The following is a 14,581-nucleotide window of genomic DNA, read 5'->3' on the forward strand; positions in this document are numbered from 1 at the left end:
ACCTCCAGCCCGGAGATCGATAGGATCACCTCATGACCTCCGCGTACCAAGCCATCCCCGCGTTACTGGTGGCATTGGCAATTCTGGTCATTCCAGGCACAGCTGTCATGGTCGTCCTGCGGGTCCGCGGCCTCACGGCGGTGGCGCTCACCCCGGCGATGTCGATTTCGATCGTGGGCGTCAGCGCCGTCGTCGGGCCCCTGATCGGTCTGCGATGGAGCTGGCTGGTGGTCGCCGTCGGGCTGGCCGTAGTGCTCATAGCGCTACTGGTCCTGCGACGGCTGGCGCCGGTCCTGGCCAACGCCGTCGCGAGTACCAAGGTAGAGGCGGGCCCCCTGAAGTGGGCTCTCGCAGGAGTGACGGTTGCGGCCGTGGCGATCACGGCACGGTTCCTGCTCGCCATCGACAATCCCGAGCAGTTTACGCAGAACTACGACACCGTCTTCCACCTGAACTCCGTCCGCTACATTCTCGAGGAGGGGAACGCGTCGTCGTGGTTCGTCAACGAATTCACACGGCCCGACGCTGGTGCGCCAGCGTTCTACCCCGCTGTCTGGCAGGGCCTCGTCAGCCTCCTCATTCAGCTCACCGGCATCAGCATCCCCGTGGCAACCAACGTGATGTGGTTGGCGGGAGCCGCCGTCGTCTGGCCGCTCAGCGCCGTCTTCCTCACCCGCATTCTGGTCGGTGCGCGCCCCGTTGTCCTTGCGGCAGCCGGGGTCCTGAGCGCAGCCTTCGCCGCGTTCCCCTTACTGCTCCTTCAGTACGGCACGGTCTATCCCAACGGGCTGTCAACGTCGCTGCTGCCCATCGGCGTCGCGCTGACCCTGGTGATCCTCAAACAGGGCCGCGAAAGTCCACTGCCCCCTGTCGCCGCCTGGTTGCTGCTGGTCCTTTACCTTCCCTCGCAGGTGCTCTCGCAACCCAACGGCATCTTCTCCATCGCGTTTCTCTTGACTCCGCTGCTGCTGATTCTGTTGGTGCGCTGGCTTCGCGCCGGTTTCGACGTATCCAACAGCAACGGTCGACGCCGGATCCTCCTGGCTCTTGTGATCGCAGCTGTCGGCTCAGTCCTGTTCTTCACGAACCCCACGATTCAAGCATTGGCAACCTGGGCGAATCCGCAGACCATGCCGTTCATCGAGGCACTCTGGCGTGCGGCAGCGAACTTCCCAGTGCCTGCGTGGACGCCAGCCATTGTCCTCACAGCGCTGGTGCTCGGCGGGCTCATCCTGCTCGGCAAACGCGACGGTAGGGGGTGGCTCACCGTCACATGGGTCATGGTGGTCATCGTTTATGGGCTGGCGATCGGATCCGCTAACTCAGTGGGCAACGCACTCATCTCTCCCTGGTACGGCAACCCAGACCGGTTGGCGTCGATCATGCCCGTCATCGGCGTCCCCCTCGCCGCTGTCGGGATCGAATGGCTCGTCAACGCAGCCCACCGCAAATCCGGTTGGGCCGTGTTGAAGAACAACGCGCCGTTCATGGCTATGGCCGCCGCCGTCGTCGTCGCGGCGGCCAGTCCACCGCTGTGGCAACTCAACGCGCGCACCGCCATGGCGTTCACGATCCCCACGACACCCGATGAATCCAAGCAGCTGGACACCGACGAACTTGCGCTACTGGTTCGGCTGGACGAACTAGCCCCCGAAGACGCGGTGCTGGCAAACAACCCGTGGAACGGCTCCGCGCTGGCCGTCGCGCTCGCAGACCGCGACGTCCTGTATCCGTACATGACCATGACCGCGATGGGTGCGGACCGCACGCTGTTGAGTAAACGACTCGACGACGTCGGGACCTCCTCCCGCGTTTGCGACGCAGCTCAGCGGGTAGGTGTGACCCATCTGCTGGACTTTGGCGATGACCTCATCTCTGCCTCCGAAAATGAGGGGGCCCGTGCTTATCCTGGGATTGACGGCGCGGCCGAATCGGGGGCGTTTGAGCTCATCGCTGCTGAAGGACACGCGAAGCTGTACCGGCTGAAGGACTGCGACTAGGCGGTGGAGCGTCACCAGATCGCCCTGTATTTCACGGCCATCGCTGCCGGAGGAGTCATAGGGTGGTTTGTGCCCGGAGCACAGGGCCCACTGGCAAACGTGATCACCCCCGCTCTGGGACTGCTGCTTTACGCAACGTTCCTCGGTGTTCCCTTCGTGAAGATCGGCGCCGCCATTCACGACGGACGTTTCATGGCAGCCATACTGGTGCTGAACTTCCTCATGGTGCCTGCCGTCGTGTTCGGTCTATCCCGCTTTGTCGCCGATGACGTTGCGCTCCTGACGGGCGTGCTGCTGGTGCTGCTGACGCCGTGTATTGACTACGTAATCGTCTTCTCCGGACTGGCCGGTGGAGCCACTGACCGGCTGTTGGCGGCAGCTCCGATCCTCATGCTGACCCAGATGGTCCTCCTACCGGTGTATTTGCTGATGTCCATGGGACCGAATCTTGTGACATCGATCGAGCCGAAACCGTTCATCGAAGCACTCGTTTTTCTGATCATCGTTCCCTTGGCACTGGCTGCTGTAACGCAGCGGTGGGCGCGCAGAGCAGGCACAGGGCGGACCATCATGTCGTTCATACAAGGCCTCATGGTCCCTCTCATGATGCTCACACTGGCCGCCGTCGTCGGTTCCCAGATAGCAGACATCGGTGCGCAGATTGGATCGCTGACGCGCGTTGTCCCGGTCTACATCGCTTTTCTAGTGCTGATGGTTCCGCTCGGGTTATGGGCATCGCGGATAGCTGGCCTGAACGCCGCCAGCGCGACGTCAGTCGTCTTCAGCGGAGCAACGCGCAACTCCCTCGTGGTGCTGCCGCTGGCTCTTGCGCTTCCGGAGTCGCTGAGCCTGGTGCCACTGGTGGTCGTCACGCAGACCATCGTGGAACTCATAGCCATGGTCATCTTCGTGAGGTTGATCCCGCGGCTGGTCTCCCGAAGTAGGGCCCGTTAGTCGCGGCGATGGCCGATCGTTTCAAAATCGCTCCCCGAACGCCCCTGTAACCGGCGGTGGATGGACTGGGCAATACGCTGAGCTTGAATCTTGGCCAACTCCGCTTTTGGTCCCGACCAGTGCTCGTCGACATTCGTGGTCCAGAGGCTGAGCCAACGGTTGAAGTGTTCGGCCCCCAGCGGCGTCTTTTCGTTTAGGTCCAGGTGCTGCTGCAGAGCATTGCGTTTATACAGACCCGCACGGAAGAGTACGGTTTCCCAGAAATCACACATGATCGGCATGTGTTTGGCCAGATCCATCCGAGCCACGTCAATGAAAACAGGGCCTAAGAGTGGGTCCGCGAAAGCCCTCCGATAGAACTCGCTGACCAGCTCATAGACGTCGTCGCGATCCTTGAGATCATGCAGGGCGGTATCCATACCAGTCATTCTACAGTTCGTAGAAAAGGTGTACGTTGGATGACATGAGCACAGCGCCGCTTCCCGCAGAAACACCTCCACGAGCCCCCGAACGCGTATGGGGGACAAACCCCTTCCGCATCCTCGGAACAGCATGGGTCATTGCCGGCGGTCTCGTGGCCGCCGTCACCAGTCCACTACAGTTGGCCCACGGATCCTGGGCGGCGGCCTATCAGGTGCTCGTAGCCGGTGTAGCGCAGAACGCGTTTGGCACCGCCCAGCGCGCACTGGCGCCCGCACCACCGTCGTCGCGCGTTGTTGCAGCCGAACTGCTCACCTGGAATGTTGGCAGCGCAGCGGTTATCGGCGGAACGCTCATCCGCAACCCCTACGTGGTCGACGGCGGAGGACTGCTGCTCGTCATCGCGCTGGCCATTATGATTCGTACCGTCCGCGGCAAGGGGGAGGGCCCCGCATGGGCGCTCTGGCTGTACCGGATCCTGCTGGTGGTGATTCTGGTCAGCATCCCGATCGGCCTGACCCTCGCTCACGTCCGCGCCGGGTAGAGCGGCCCTATCCCGCTTCCATCACGGTCTTCAGCTTCTTCAAAGTGCGCCGGATGTTGCCCTTCTGAAACTCCGCGAAGGTACTGCCTCCGGTCGCAGCCCAGTCGAAAGCCCGGACGAGCAACCGTGGCCAGCGCCGGTTGTCAGTCCACGTTTCCGTGACCAGTGTGCCGCCGTCGGCTGCCTCAAAGAGGTAATCCCACGAAGCAACCCGGCCGCGGATCCGCGGAACCCGCACGCCAATCGCCTCGACCCGGAAAGCAAAGCGCTCGCCGGGATCAGCAACCGTCACTGTGCAACGGGTCACCCAGCCGACTCCTCCGCGCTTATTGGTGCCCTCGAACTCAAGGCCCACTTGGGCCCCGGTGCGCCCGCCAGTGACGGTCGCACCCGTGTTCTCAGAACTCCATTCGCCCATGCGCGTCACATCACTGACTGCTGCATAGACGGATGCGGGGTCCACCGCGATAACAACGCTGTCTGAGACAGCCAAAATTCGGTCCATGTGCGCCAACGTTACCGCCCAGTAGAGGTCTGCGCCCCTCTGTCGTGCAAATCAGGGGCTGTGCAATCGGAAAGCGGCCCATAACCTGCACGACAGACGCGGAACGACAGGCGGGGCGCGATGGACTGAGGCGGACACACGCGGCAGATCCGTCTAACGGTCGCTGTTCTCCGGGTCAAAGTCGCTGAGCGGCGATCCACCAAGGTTCGCCGGGTCATCACTAGCGTCGGCCGCGTCTGGATCGCCGGACTGCGGGAAATCCACATCCTGCGCTGCCTCTCCGATCGTCGGCTCTTCCGGTGGCACCTGCTCTTCGCCATCGCGGTAGCGTTCTTCTTCGGTTTCGTCCCGTAGCTCCTGGTCCGACTCCGGTAGGCCGCCATCTGAGGTTTGCTCACCTTGGATCAGGGGATCCTCATCCCAGTGATCTGGATTGTTCTCCGCAGCTTCCGGATACTGGTCCGGAGCCGCCTCGAGATTGCCATCCAGCGTCCCTGGTTCCACGGCGTCCACACCTTCGTCGGGAATCAGGGGGTCTTCGCCCACCACTGTCAGCTCTTCATCGGGGAGGTTCTGTTCAGTCATCGCTGCACCCTTTCGTGGAAGGAATTGAACGGGGCTGACCACGCAGCCAACCCTTGCCAGTCAGCCTACTGATGATTAAATGATCACGCCATCTCGTACGTGAACCGTCGACCGCTCATACCAGCGACTTCACAGAGCCCGCTGGTATGCTCAAATGCGATGAAACTCCGTTCAGCAACACTCCAGGAAGCCCAGCAGTGGGACCGCCACATCCTCACCAACCCTGACGGCGGGGACCTGCTCCAGAGCACTTTCTTTGCCCAGCAGAAACGGGCCAACGGATGGGTCCCGCGCTACATGGTCTACGAGGCCGAGCACAGCATCTACGCCCTGTTCCTCGTCAAGAAGGTTTATGGCCTGGGCCAGCTCTGGTATTCACCAAAGGGGCCGGGAACGCCCGACGGCGGTCTCTTGAAGGACATCGAGGGAGCCAATGCCGACTACGCACGAAGGCACAAGGACATCTTCCTGTTCACCATGGAACCGGAAGTTCCCGCGGACACGGCTCTGCCGGCGTCGTTCGTCGCTGTGAAGCCCATTCAACCGAACGTGCACACCATCATCGTGGATCTCACACCGAGTGAAGAGGATATTTTCGCAAGCTTTCGCCAGCGCGGTAGGCGGTCCGTCCGCAAAGCAGAGAAGCAAGGCATCACCGCAGAGACGCGTCCAGCGACAGCCGAAACCATGCAGCTGATGTACGCGCTCTACAAAGAGACGGCTGAACGCGGGGGCTTTTACCTGCGTGACTACGCCTACTACGAGCACTTCTGGGGCTCGGCAGCGCAGCAAGGCCGCGGGTCTTTCCACTTCGCCATCAAGGATGGTGAACCCGTCGCCGGCATCTTCGTCACCCACTTTGGTACCAAGGGCCTCTATAAGGACGGCGCCAGCTCGAAGGCTGTCGGCAACTCAGGGGCTCCGTACCTACTGCAGTGGGAAGTCATGAAGCACCTGAAGTCACAGGGCGTCACCAGCTACGACCTCCACGCCACCCCGCCGCCAGAAGCGATGGAAGATAAAGACCATCCCAGCTATGGGCTCGGGCAGTTCAAATCCGGCTTCTCCAACGACATCGTGTCCTACATCGGTACCGTTGATCAGCCCGTCCGGAAAATTCCTTACATGTTCTGGCAGCGGATCGGTCAACGGGCGGCGTTGTCCCTCTCCCACCGAATCCGCCACCGAATCTACTTCTAGACCACCGTTCACCACCACTGACTGATGGGGGCCCGCCTTGGCTCGTTTCGAAGCACGTCACGCCTCGGCCCAGGAGATCGCCGCCTGGGACGAGCACGTCATTGCCAATCCCAATGGCGGCAACATGATGCAGTCACAGCCGTTCCTTGAGGTGAAGCAGGAGCAGGGATGGACGCCCATTCACCTGGTCATCGAGGGCGAAGGGGTAGTTTCCTATAACCCCGTACTGGAGAAGAGCTTTCCCGGTCTCGGGAAGCTCTGGTACATGATCAAGGGCCCAGACACAGCCTTCGGTGAGGACATCCCGGACATGGTGGAAGCGGTAGCTGGACTGGTCCGCCGTGACCGGCTCAGGGTCTTCGCCATCAAAATAGAACCCGACGTCGTCGACTCGGTTGGTGTTCGCGAACAGTGGACAGCCAGGGGGCTGGTGAAGTCTTACAACATTCAGGTCAACGACAGCACAGCCATCCTGGACGTGAGTCTGGACGAGAACCCGTTGCTGCGTACCCTGCATTCACGTGGCCGCAATGCTATCCGCCGGGCCATCCGTGAAGGTGTTGAAGTACGGAACGTGCACGGCAACGAAGAAACCTTCCAATCGATGTACTCCATGATCTGCACCGCGCAGCAGGGCAAACTCTCTGCCATCCCCAGGCCTTATGAGTACTACAAGAGTTTCTGGGAGAAGTTCCTTTCTGCCGGTCTTGGCCGATTCCTGTTCGTCTACGAGGACGGAAAGCCTTCGGTGGGAGCGTTCGTCGTCAAGTACGGAAACAAGGGAACCTACAAGGATGGTGGGTCCGTACCCAACCGGAACCAGTACGGCGATTCGCACCTGCTCCAATGGACAGCGATCAACCAGCTCAAGGCCGAAGGCATCACAGAGTACGACTTCTGTGGCACGCCTCCGGCAGACGATGTGAAAGACAAATCACACCCCCATCACGGCATGGGTTTGTTCAAGACGAGCTTCACCAAGACTGTGACGGACTTCGCGGGCTGCTATGACTTGGTGCTCAGTCCAGTGAAGTACCGTTTGTGGAATACCGTGGGCGAGCGAATTACACGACAACTCTACTGGCGTAAATACCAGCAACCGTTTTACTGACAGACACGGGCCGTCGAAAGGCTGGCCAACCGGAAGAGGTGATCCTGTGAACAACGAAACAGACAACGATCAGGAACGCCCTGCCACGGACAGTCAGCCCAAGGCAGGCCTCATTCCGCGTGTGCCGGCGCCGTCCAGGGTTCAGAAGCCCGAGCCACGGCCAGCTGAGCAGCGGAAACCGGTACGCAAACAGTCCAAGCCGCTGAAACAGGCAAAGTCGGGCAAGACGGTGCGCCCATTGCCCACGGACGCACTGCCTACCACCCCGCACACGGTCAAGCCGGACAAGTCTCAGCTGGCGTCGCGAAGGATGCTGCGCAAACTCGTCCAGGGTGAATCTCCGCCAACCCAGGCGATGAGTATCGTTGAGCGACTCGCCGGAAGCCCGTACTCAAACCCCTTGATCGCACGCAATGGGCCTGATGCCAGCGCTCGTAAAACTCTGGACTTCGCCCTTGGCCTAGCCGAAACCATGTTCCGGTACGGCGCGGGTGCCCTGGAAGTAGAGACAAGCATTATCGCGGTGACCACGGCGTTCGGCCTCGAAAACATCGAAGTCGACATCACCAATCAGTCCGTGGTGTTGAATTACTCGCCCAAGGAGCACACGCCGACGTCGGTCCTGCGCGTCGTCCGGTCGTGGACCAATAACTATGCTGGCCTCACCCAAATTCACCAGTTGGTGACGGACATCATCGATGGTGGGCTCACACGTGTCGAGGCCTCCGAAAGACTGAAAGAGATCACCACACGCACCAAACCCTTCGCTCGTTGGATGGTGACGGCCGCGTTCGGTATCTTCGCCGCAGCGATCGTCGCGTTCATCGGCGGAGGCCTGCTGGGCTCACTCATAGGCTTTGGGATCTGCATGGCGGTGGATCTCGTCTCCCGAACGCTGGGCAAATGGCGTGTTCCCGAGTTCTTCGCTGTTGCGACGTCAGCGGCGCTTGTGACGTTCACCGCCATGGGGTTCTGGTGGCTGAAAGTGGACATCGAGCCTGCACTGGTGGTCTCCGCCGGGATACTTCTCCTCTTGCCAACTGGACGTCTTGTCTCAGCTACCCAGGACGCGATCAACGGTTTCCCCGTCACCGCCGGCGGAAGGTACCTGTCCGCCTTCTTTGTCTTCGCTGGCATTGTCGCCGGAATCGCCGTCGCGCTGGTGGTTGGCCTCATGTTGGGTATAGAGCAGTTGGACGTCATCGTCTCGCAGGGATCCATTTATCCGCTGCCCGTGGTGGTGGTGCTGGTGTTCATAGCGGTGGCCATGATTTGTATCGCGGAACAGACCGACGTGAAACTTGTGCTGCCGACGTCGCTGGTCGGTGTGGCAGGCTACCTGCTGTACTACTGGGTGCTGACGTTGGGCTTCGGATACCGGCTGGCACCAGCCGTAGCTGCTGTTTTCATTGGAATGCTGGCCAGGATCGTGTCGCTGAAACTCGGTGCACCTCAGCTGGTTGTCGCTGTCCCAGCCGTCATGTTCCTCTACCCCGGGCTGACTATCTTCCGCTCCATGTATGACCTGAGCGTGGAATCAGAAGTCATGACCAGCGGCGCCGTCGGGTTGTTCAATGCCTTGACTATCATTCTGGCGATTGCTGGCGGCGTGGTCCTTGGCGACAACTTGGCCAGGCCCTTCACCCGTGGTCTCAGCAGCAACGAACGTCGAAGCAACCGACGCCGCTAGCAGCCCGGGAGCTACTCACGGATCTAACCGCCAGTCCACGGGGTCCCCACCCTGTGCGACCAGCATTTCGTTGACGCGGCTGAACGGCCGCGACCCAAAGAACCCGCGTGCGGCGGACAACGGACTGGGGTGGACGGATTCCACAGTGGGAATATCTTCAAGGAGGGGCGCTAGCTTCTGTGCGTCGCGTCCCCAAAGAATTGCCGCCATTGGTTGACCGGTCCGACGTCGGCTCGTCACCAGTGCACGGACGGCCAGATCTGTCACGTTTTCCCACCCTCGGTTTCGGTGGGAACCGGCATCGCTGACACCAACGGTGAGGCATCGGTTGAGCAGAAGTACCCCCTGCCGAGTCCACCCCGAAAGATCCCCGTGCGGGGCAGTCGAGATCCCCACATCCGTGGCCAACTCGCGGTAGATGTTGTTCAGGCTTCGCGGCAGTGGGCGAACCCCTTTGTTGACAGCGAACGCGAGGCCCACTGAATGCCCCGGTGTGGGGTAAGGATCCTGCCCAACGATGAGAACACGGACCTGTTCCAGCGGTTGCTGAAAGGCGCGCAGAATGTTCTCCGATGACGGCAAGAACGGCCGTCCAGCGTCCAGTTCGCTCTGCAGAAACGCTGCGAGTTCATGCAGCTGAGGTTCCGCGGACGCCATTGGCCCCGCCCATCCGGGCCCAACCACGTCGTCGACTGTTGCCGGGGACGCGAAGAGCAGGGGCGCAGGTTCCTCACTGGGCAGGGTGAAAAGTGCTTCATCGGAGTTCACTCCTCCATCTTGGCCGACTTCTACCGTCTACCGCGAAACGGGCCTACGTTGTTGTACTGCTGAATGACACGTGTGTCATTCGCGATTATCATTGAAGCGGGACAGCTTTGTTCACAAAAGATTTATTCACTACAGGGAAGCGCGGTGCACCATGGCCCAGCCCGAAGCAATCATCCATGAGGATGCCGTTGACCAAGAAAGCCCTCTGAGCGCTCGTGACCAGCAGATGCTCGCCCTGGAGCGGCAGTGGTGGAAGTACGCTGGGGCCAAAGAGCAGGCCATCCGCGAACTGTTTGATCTCTCCGCTACGCGTTACTACCAAATCCTCAACGCCCTCATCGACACAGAGGACGCGCTGGCCCATGACCCCATGTTGGTCAAGAGATTGCGTAGACTACGAACAACCCGGCAGCGCGCCAGAACGGCCCGGCGGTTGGGCCACGAAGCTTAACCTCTAGTCAACGCCTTAAGGACCCTACCGGACATGACCCAGTATCCACGCGACGAGTTCGATAAGGTTCCGGAGTCAACGTCCCGTCAGGGTGTTCACCGCGAACGGCTCGTTACTCCTGGTTCCGGTGGCCTTGGCTTGATCATCACGGTGGGCCTGCTGGCACTGCTTGTGGGACTCGCGGCCTATTTTGTCCTCCCGAGAATGGGGTTGAACGCCGGTGATGACGGCACGGCATCGGTGTCTACAGCACAGACCTCCTCGCCCGCCTCCACGGATTCAGCCAGTGCGTCGGCAAGTGCTTCCGCGAGCGCGGATCCAACCGAGGACCCTCCGGCCAACCCCGAAACGAGCGAACCAGCCGTGGAAGAAAGCGCTGAGCCCACCGAGCCCGCTGCCACGGTCAATAAGAGCCAGTCTGTAGCGGTCATGAACGCGACTGTGGTCCCGGGGCTGGCCAACAGCGCAGCCCAACGCATCAGCGCTAATGGCTGGACTCCTGGAGCCATCACGAACTGGGCTGGACAACCATTGCAGGCGTCGATCATTTACTACAACGGATCTGAGCAGCTACCGAACGCCCAAGCGCTAAGCGCGTTGCTTGGCATCCCAACGCTTGTGGACTCCGCTGCCGTTGGACCTCTTGCCGTTGTCCTGGGACCTGGATTCCAGTAAGTCGCAGCGCCCTCCCACCCAATGGGACATTCCTGCCGTTTTGAGACCTAACAGGAGCGTGGAATGAGCAGTTTTCTGATGGACGGGGCTCAAGTTCGTCTTCGTGACTGGCAGCCAGATAATCTACCTGTCTACCGTGAGTGGCTGCGTCCCTACCAGCAATGGCATCTCTGGGACGGACCGTATTTTCCGCCTCCGCCGCCGCCGCCGTCGGATGCGGAGGCCGACGCCGCCGTCGAACGTCTTGAGCATCACATCACCACCGACGATTGGCCGGATACGCGTACCCGGGTTGTCATCGCGGACAGTGTCACAGACCAGCGCATCGGCATCACAGTGTTCGACGTCGGTACCCGCGGGTGCGGCGTTGGCACAGAAGCGTTGGGGCTCTGGGCGGGCTACCTTTTCGGTGGGACCGATATCCGGCGCCTCGACTACTCCACGTGGTCGGGGAATACGGCCATGTGCAGGGTGGGGCAGAAGCTCGGGTGGAAAGAGGAAGCCCGTTTCCGGGACGCCCGGGTGGTGCGCGGTGAAGTCTTTGATTCCGTGGTGTACGGCATCACGCGGGATGAGTGGCACCGAGCGCGCACGATGACGGTGGGACAAGAACTTTGACAGCCAGCGGCACTACCTCCACTGATGCTGGAAGGGCGCACACCATCTCGCCGTCGGCGTAGACGTTCAACGGTTTGTTGGCGGTGATGGTCACTCTTGAGCCCCGGTCGAAGCTGATGCTGCGTTGTTTCAGGTGCGTGCCGCGGTAGGAGCGCAGGAATGTGGCAATCATGGAGAGAACTCCCGCCCGGCCGAGCGATACCACGTCGAGCAGGCCGTCGTCGGCTTTGGCTTCCGGGCAAATTCGTAGCCCGCCGCCGTACTGGCCCACATTCCCGACGGCGACAAACCAGCCGGAGAACGTCGTCGGCCGGTCATCGGTTGTGACGGTGAATGTCACGTTGCGCCAGTTTAGAATGGCCTTGAGCCCGCCGTAGAGGTACACGAACGGACCGAGGTACAGCCGGGCGTTGTTGCCGTATTCGTTGGCGAGTCCGTCAAATCCGACGTTAGCGACGCCGAAGTATGCTCGCCCATTGATCAGGCCCAGATCGAGTGCCTTGACGTCGAGCGTCGTGAGCGCACGCACGGTTGTCACCGGGTTCAACGGAAGACCGAGCCGGCGGACCGTATCGTTTCCCCTCCCGCCAGCCAGGGGGAGGATGACGGCACCGGAATCGCGCGCTCCGGCTGCGGCCGCTCCGAGGAAACCGTCCCCGCCGAGAACTGCGACGAGATTGCCGGGTTCAGCCTGGCGTGCCTGAGCGGTGGCGTCGTCAAGGCTCTCGGTGATGGTGACAGTGAGGGTGAATCCGACCGCACGCAGGGCACTGGCCGTCTCTGGCCAGAGTTTGAGGCCGCGGCCGCTCCCCGAGACTGGGTTCACCAGAAGCAGAGCCTCGCGGCCAGTGATGGCGGTCATTCGGGCGTCCCTTCGCCATGGGCGTATGGATGGGGGATGCCGGCTGCAAGGGCGATGATCTCTTCTGCCATGGGCTGTGCCTTGGCGGCATCGGCGGGTACCAGAGCCAATCGTGTGCGGCGTTCTAACAGGTCCTCCACGGTAGTGGCGCCTTCGGCGAGCACGCTGAACAGCAGCTCTGCGCCGGTAATGTCGGTGCCCTCGAAGAGTGGCTCTCCCAGCGCTGGATACTGTCGCTGGAGCGCGCAGACGCTGACGGCATCTGTCCCATATTTTTGGATCAGGCGGGCGGGCGCCTGGACGTCGTCGAGCTCGTTCAGTCCGGAGGCTCCCACCAGCGGTAGGGTGCGCGTGTTGCACGTGCGTCCGTAGCCCAGCCGACGAGTCACGACGTCGACGGCGTCCTGTGCCATCCGCCTGTACGTGGTCAGCTTTCCACCGACAACGGTGATGGGCTCGCCAGCGACATCCTGGATGAGATGCCGGCGTGAGATGTCCGCAGTGCCGCGAACGTTGTTCTCATTGGTGGACTGCACCAGCGGCCGCAGCCCGGCGAAGGAGCCGACGACGTCGTCGCGCGTCAACGGGACAGCAAGGGTGGTGTTGACAACGCCGAGGAGGAAGCCGACGTCGTGCTCGGGAACCTGTGGTTGGTGGCCTTCCGCCTGCTGATCCTCTTCGTCCGTCAGCCCAATGTAGACGACGCCGGTGGATTGCGGCAGGACGAACACATACCGGCCAAAGAGACCGGGAACGGCGACGGTGTGCGCGGTGTGCGGGTTACCCAGCCGCTCCGCGCGCACCACGAGATGCGTTCCCCGGCTGGGAGTGATAGTCAGACCTGGCTCAAATTCAGCGGCCCAGACGCCGGTGGCGTTCACCACTGTACGGCCGTGGATCGTTATCGCCTGAGCTGTTCGGGTATCGACCGCGTTCACCGAGGTAGCCGTCATACCGGTGGCTTTGAGGTTGCGGATCACGTGTGCGCCGAGGCCCGCCGCCGTCCGCACAATGCCCAGGACAAGGCGGGCGTCGTCGATCACCTGTCCGTCCCAGTAGAGGATGCCGCGCCGTATCTGATCCGCATCCAGTGCCGGGACCATGGCCGCAACGGCTTGGCGGGACAGGAGTTGTGGTCGGGGGAGTATGGCACCACTCATGCCGGAGAGCCTGCGCAGGACGTCGTAGATGACGACTCCAAGTCCGGCGGTCGCCGCCTCGAGCGGATGCGCCCTGCGGCTGTCGGGGATAATGAATCCCAGCGGATGGACCAGATGTGGCGCGATGCGGCTCATCAGCCAGCGCCGTTCCACCGCGGATTCCCATGCCACCGCAAAGTCCATTTTTGCCAGATAGCGCAGCCCACCATGGACAAGTTTTGAGCTGTAACCGCTGGTTCCTGAGCCGAAGTCGTTGCTTTCGACCAGAGCGACACTGAGTCCCCTGCTTGCAGCGTCGAGGGCAACGCCCGCGCCCGTCACACCTCCGCCCACCACCACAACGTCGACAGTGTGGCTGGCTACGTGATCCAGTGCCAGCTGGCGTGTGGCGTCGTTGATCCACGTTTGATTTTCCGCGGAGTTCGCGTTCATGGAAGTGCCCCAGCCGTCTTGGTGCCGGGCGGCGTCAGATAGCGATCCAGCATTTTCCGCAGTTCCGCAATCGAGTCCTCAAAGGCATCGATCCGGAGTAGCATCCGCGATGAGAGTGCTACTCCCTGCAGGGCTAGCAGCAGTGTTGTGGCAGTCCCGGGCCCGGCTTCGATGGTGCCGTCCGTGACGCCGTCGTCGATCAGAGCACCCAGTTGGTCGAGAATGAGCTGCTGGCTTTTTCCAAACCTGTCCGTCACATACGGGATGAGGAATTCCGGATCGCGCTCGCCGATCGAGGTGAGGAGGTCCGACGTCGCGAAGACGCGGACGCTTTCGACCGCAAAGTGGACGAGTGTTTCGCGTGCCGGACCGGACGGGGATACTACCTGGACAGTGCGCGTGTAAACGCGGAATTCGCGGGTGAGTGCCTGCAGCACTGCGTTCTCCACAGATCCCATTCGCCGGTAGAAGGTCATGCGGGATATGCCTGCGCGGTCCGCGATGTCATTGGCTGTCGTTCGCCTGATTCCATGGAGAATCACTGCGTCTCTGGTGGCGACGAGAAGTTCCTCGTCGGCATCCCGAGTGATACGTTGCGACTTCATG

The 14,581-nt window shown here is 61.5% G+C and carries 16 protein-coding genes; 9 read left to right on the top strand and 7 right to left on the bottom strand.

Annotated elements, in window-relative coordinates; genetic code table 11:
• Positions 1-32 precede the first annotated feature (32 nt).
• Both JOE65_RS04715 and JOE65_RS04720 read left to right on the top strand, forming a co-directional pair.
• The gene (locus JOE65_RS04715; protein WP_205162142.1) at positions 33-2,000 is read left to right on the top strand and encodes a DUF6541 family protein; all 1,968 of its coding nucleotides are present in this window, start codon (positions 33-35) and stop codon (positions 1,998-2,000) included.
• A 3-nt stretch (positions 2,001-2,003) separates the two neighbouring features.
• Positions 2,004-2,954, top strand: coding sequence for a bile acid:sodium symporter (locus JOE65_RS04720; protein WP_205162143.1), 951 nt, complete (start codon positions 2,004-2,006; stop codon positions 2,952-2,954).
• Here the strand turns inward: JOE65_RS04720 and JOE65_RS04725 are convergent.
• Entirely contained in the window at positions 2,951-3,373 is a 423-nt protein-coding gene (locus JOE65_RS04725; RefSeq protein ID WP_205162144.1) for a group III truncated hemoglobin, read from the bottom strand. The genes JOE65_RS04720 and JOE65_RS04725 overlap by 4 nt on opposite strands.
• A 44-nt stretch (positions 3,374-3,417) precedes the next feature.
• On the opposite strand from JOE65_RS04725, the gene JOE65_RS04730 reads away from it, so the two are divergent.
• Positions 3,418-3,918 carry a hypothetical protein gene (locus tag JOE65_RS04730; RefSeq protein WP_239536617.1) on the top strand — a complete coding sequence of 167 codons (501 nt, stop codon included), beginning with the start codon at positions 3,418-3,420 and terminating at the stop codon, positions 3,916-3,918.
• A 7-nt stretch (positions 3,919-3,925) separates the two neighbouring features.
• Here the strand turns inward: JOE65_RS04730 and JOE65_RS04735 are convergent, their stop codons facing one another.
• The gene (locus tag JOE65_RS04735; RefSeq protein WP_205162145.1) at positions 3,926-4,423 is read right to left on the bottom strand and encodes an SRPBCC family protein; all 498 of its coding nucleotides are present in this window, start codon (positions 4,421-4,423) and stop codon (positions 3,926-3,928) included.
• Between the two features lie 153 nt (positions 4,424-4,576).
• Positions 4,577-5,008, bottom strand: a complete 432-nt coding sequence (locus JOE65_RS04740) for a hypothetical protein (protein ID WP_205162146.1) — start codon at positions 5,006-5,008, stop codon at positions 4,577-4,579.
• A 159-nt stretch (positions 5,009-5,167) separates the two neighbouring features.
• On the opposite strand from JOE65_RS04740, the gene JOE65_RS04745 reads away from it, so the two are divergent.
• The 3 genes from JOE65_RS04745 (at position 5,168) to JOE65_RS04755 (ending at position 9,009) form a co-directional block, all read left to right on the top strand.
• Complete coding sequence (locus JOE65_RS04745; RefSeq protein WP_205162147.1) at positions 5,168-6,208, top strand: lipid II:glycine glycyltransferase FemX; 1,041 nt, start codon at positions 5,168-5,170, stop codon at positions 6,206-6,208.
• 37 nt (positions 6,209-6,245) lie between these two features.
• Positions 6,246-7,319, top strand: a complete 1,074-nt coding sequence (locus JOE65_RS04750; protein ID WP_239536618.1) for a lipid II:glycine glycyltransferase FemX — start codon at positions 6,246-6,248, stop codon at positions 7,317-7,319.
• A 202-nt stretch (positions 7,320-7,521) separates the two neighbouring features.
• Positions 7,522-9,009, top strand: coding sequence for a threonine/serine exporter family protein (locus JOE65_RS04755; protein WP_420827517.1), 1,488 nt, complete (start codon positions 7,522-7,524; stop codon positions 9,007-9,009).
• Between the two features lie 15 nt (positions 9,010-9,024).
• Here the strand turns inward: JOE65_RS04755 and JOE65_RS04760 are convergent, their stop codons facing one another.
• Complete coding sequence (locus tag JOE65_RS04760; protein WP_205162148.1) at positions 9,025-9,777, bottom strand: uracil-DNA glycosylase; 753 nt, start codon at positions 9,775-9,777, stop codon at positions 9,025-9,027.
• A 151-nt stretch (positions 9,778-9,928) separates the two neighbouring features.
• Between JOE65_RS04760 and JOE65_RS04765 the strand changes: the two genes are divergently transcribed.
• From JOE65_RS04765 to JOE65_RS04775, 3 genes are all read left to right on the top strand, one after another.
• Positions 9,929-10,228, top strand: a complete 300-nt coding sequence (locus JOE65_RS04765) for a DUF3263 domain-containing protein (RefSeq protein WP_205162149.1) — start codon at positions 9,929-9,931, stop codon at positions 10,226-10,228.
• Positions 10,229-10,261: 33 nt separating this feature from the next.
• The gene (locus JOE65_RS04770; protein WP_205162150.1) at positions 10,262-10,903 is read left to right on the top strand and encodes a LytR C-terminal domain-containing protein; all 642 of its coding nucleotides are present in this window, start codon (positions 10,262-10,264) and stop codon (positions 10,901-10,903) included.
• 63 nt (positions 10,904-10,966) lie between these two features.
• The gene (locus tag JOE65_RS04775) at positions 10,967-11,521 is read left to right on the top strand and encodes a GNAT family N-acetyltransferase (protein ID WP_205162151.1); all 555 of its coding nucleotides are present in this window, start codon (positions 10,967-10,969) and stop codon (positions 11,519-11,521) included.
• Here the strand turns inward: JOE65_RS04775 and JOE65_RS04780 are convergent.
• The 3 genes from JOE65_RS04780 to JOE65_RS04790 are packed head-to-tail and all read right to left on the bottom strand — an operon-like array spanning position 11,466 to position 14,580.
• Complete coding sequence (locus tag JOE65_RS04780) at positions 11,466-12,383, bottom strand: diacylglycerol/lipid kinase family protein (RefSeq protein ID WP_205162152.1); 918 nt, start codon at positions 12,381-12,383, stop codon at positions 11,466-11,468. The two genes, JOE65_RS04775 and JOE65_RS04780, sit on opposite strands and share 56 nt — an antisense overlap.
• Positions 12,380-13,975: a glycerol-3-phosphate dehydrogenase/oxidase gene (locus JOE65_RS04785; RefSeq protein WP_205162153.1), complete on the bottom strand. Its 1,596-nt coding sequence runs from the start codon at positions 13,973-13,975 to the stop codon at positions 12,380-12,382. The genes JOE65_RS04780 and JOE65_RS04785 overlap by 4 nt, the downstream gene beginning before the upstream one ends.
• Positions 13,972-14,580 (bottom strand): TetR/AcrR family transcriptional regulator, encoded by a 609-nt coding sequence (locus JOE65_RS04790; protein WP_205162154.1) that lies wholly within the window; start codon positions 14,578-14,580, stop codon positions 13,972-13,974. Before JOE65_RS04790 ends, JOE65_RS04785 begins: the two co-directional genes overlap by 4 nt.
• Position 14,581 lies beyond the last annotated feature (1 nt).

The sequence above is a fragment of the Arthrobacter roseus genome (genome assembly GCF_016907875.1).
Taxonomy (GTDB): Bacteria; Actinomycetota; Actinomycetes; order Actinomycetales; family Micrococcaceae; genus Arthrobacter_J; species Arthrobacter_J roseus.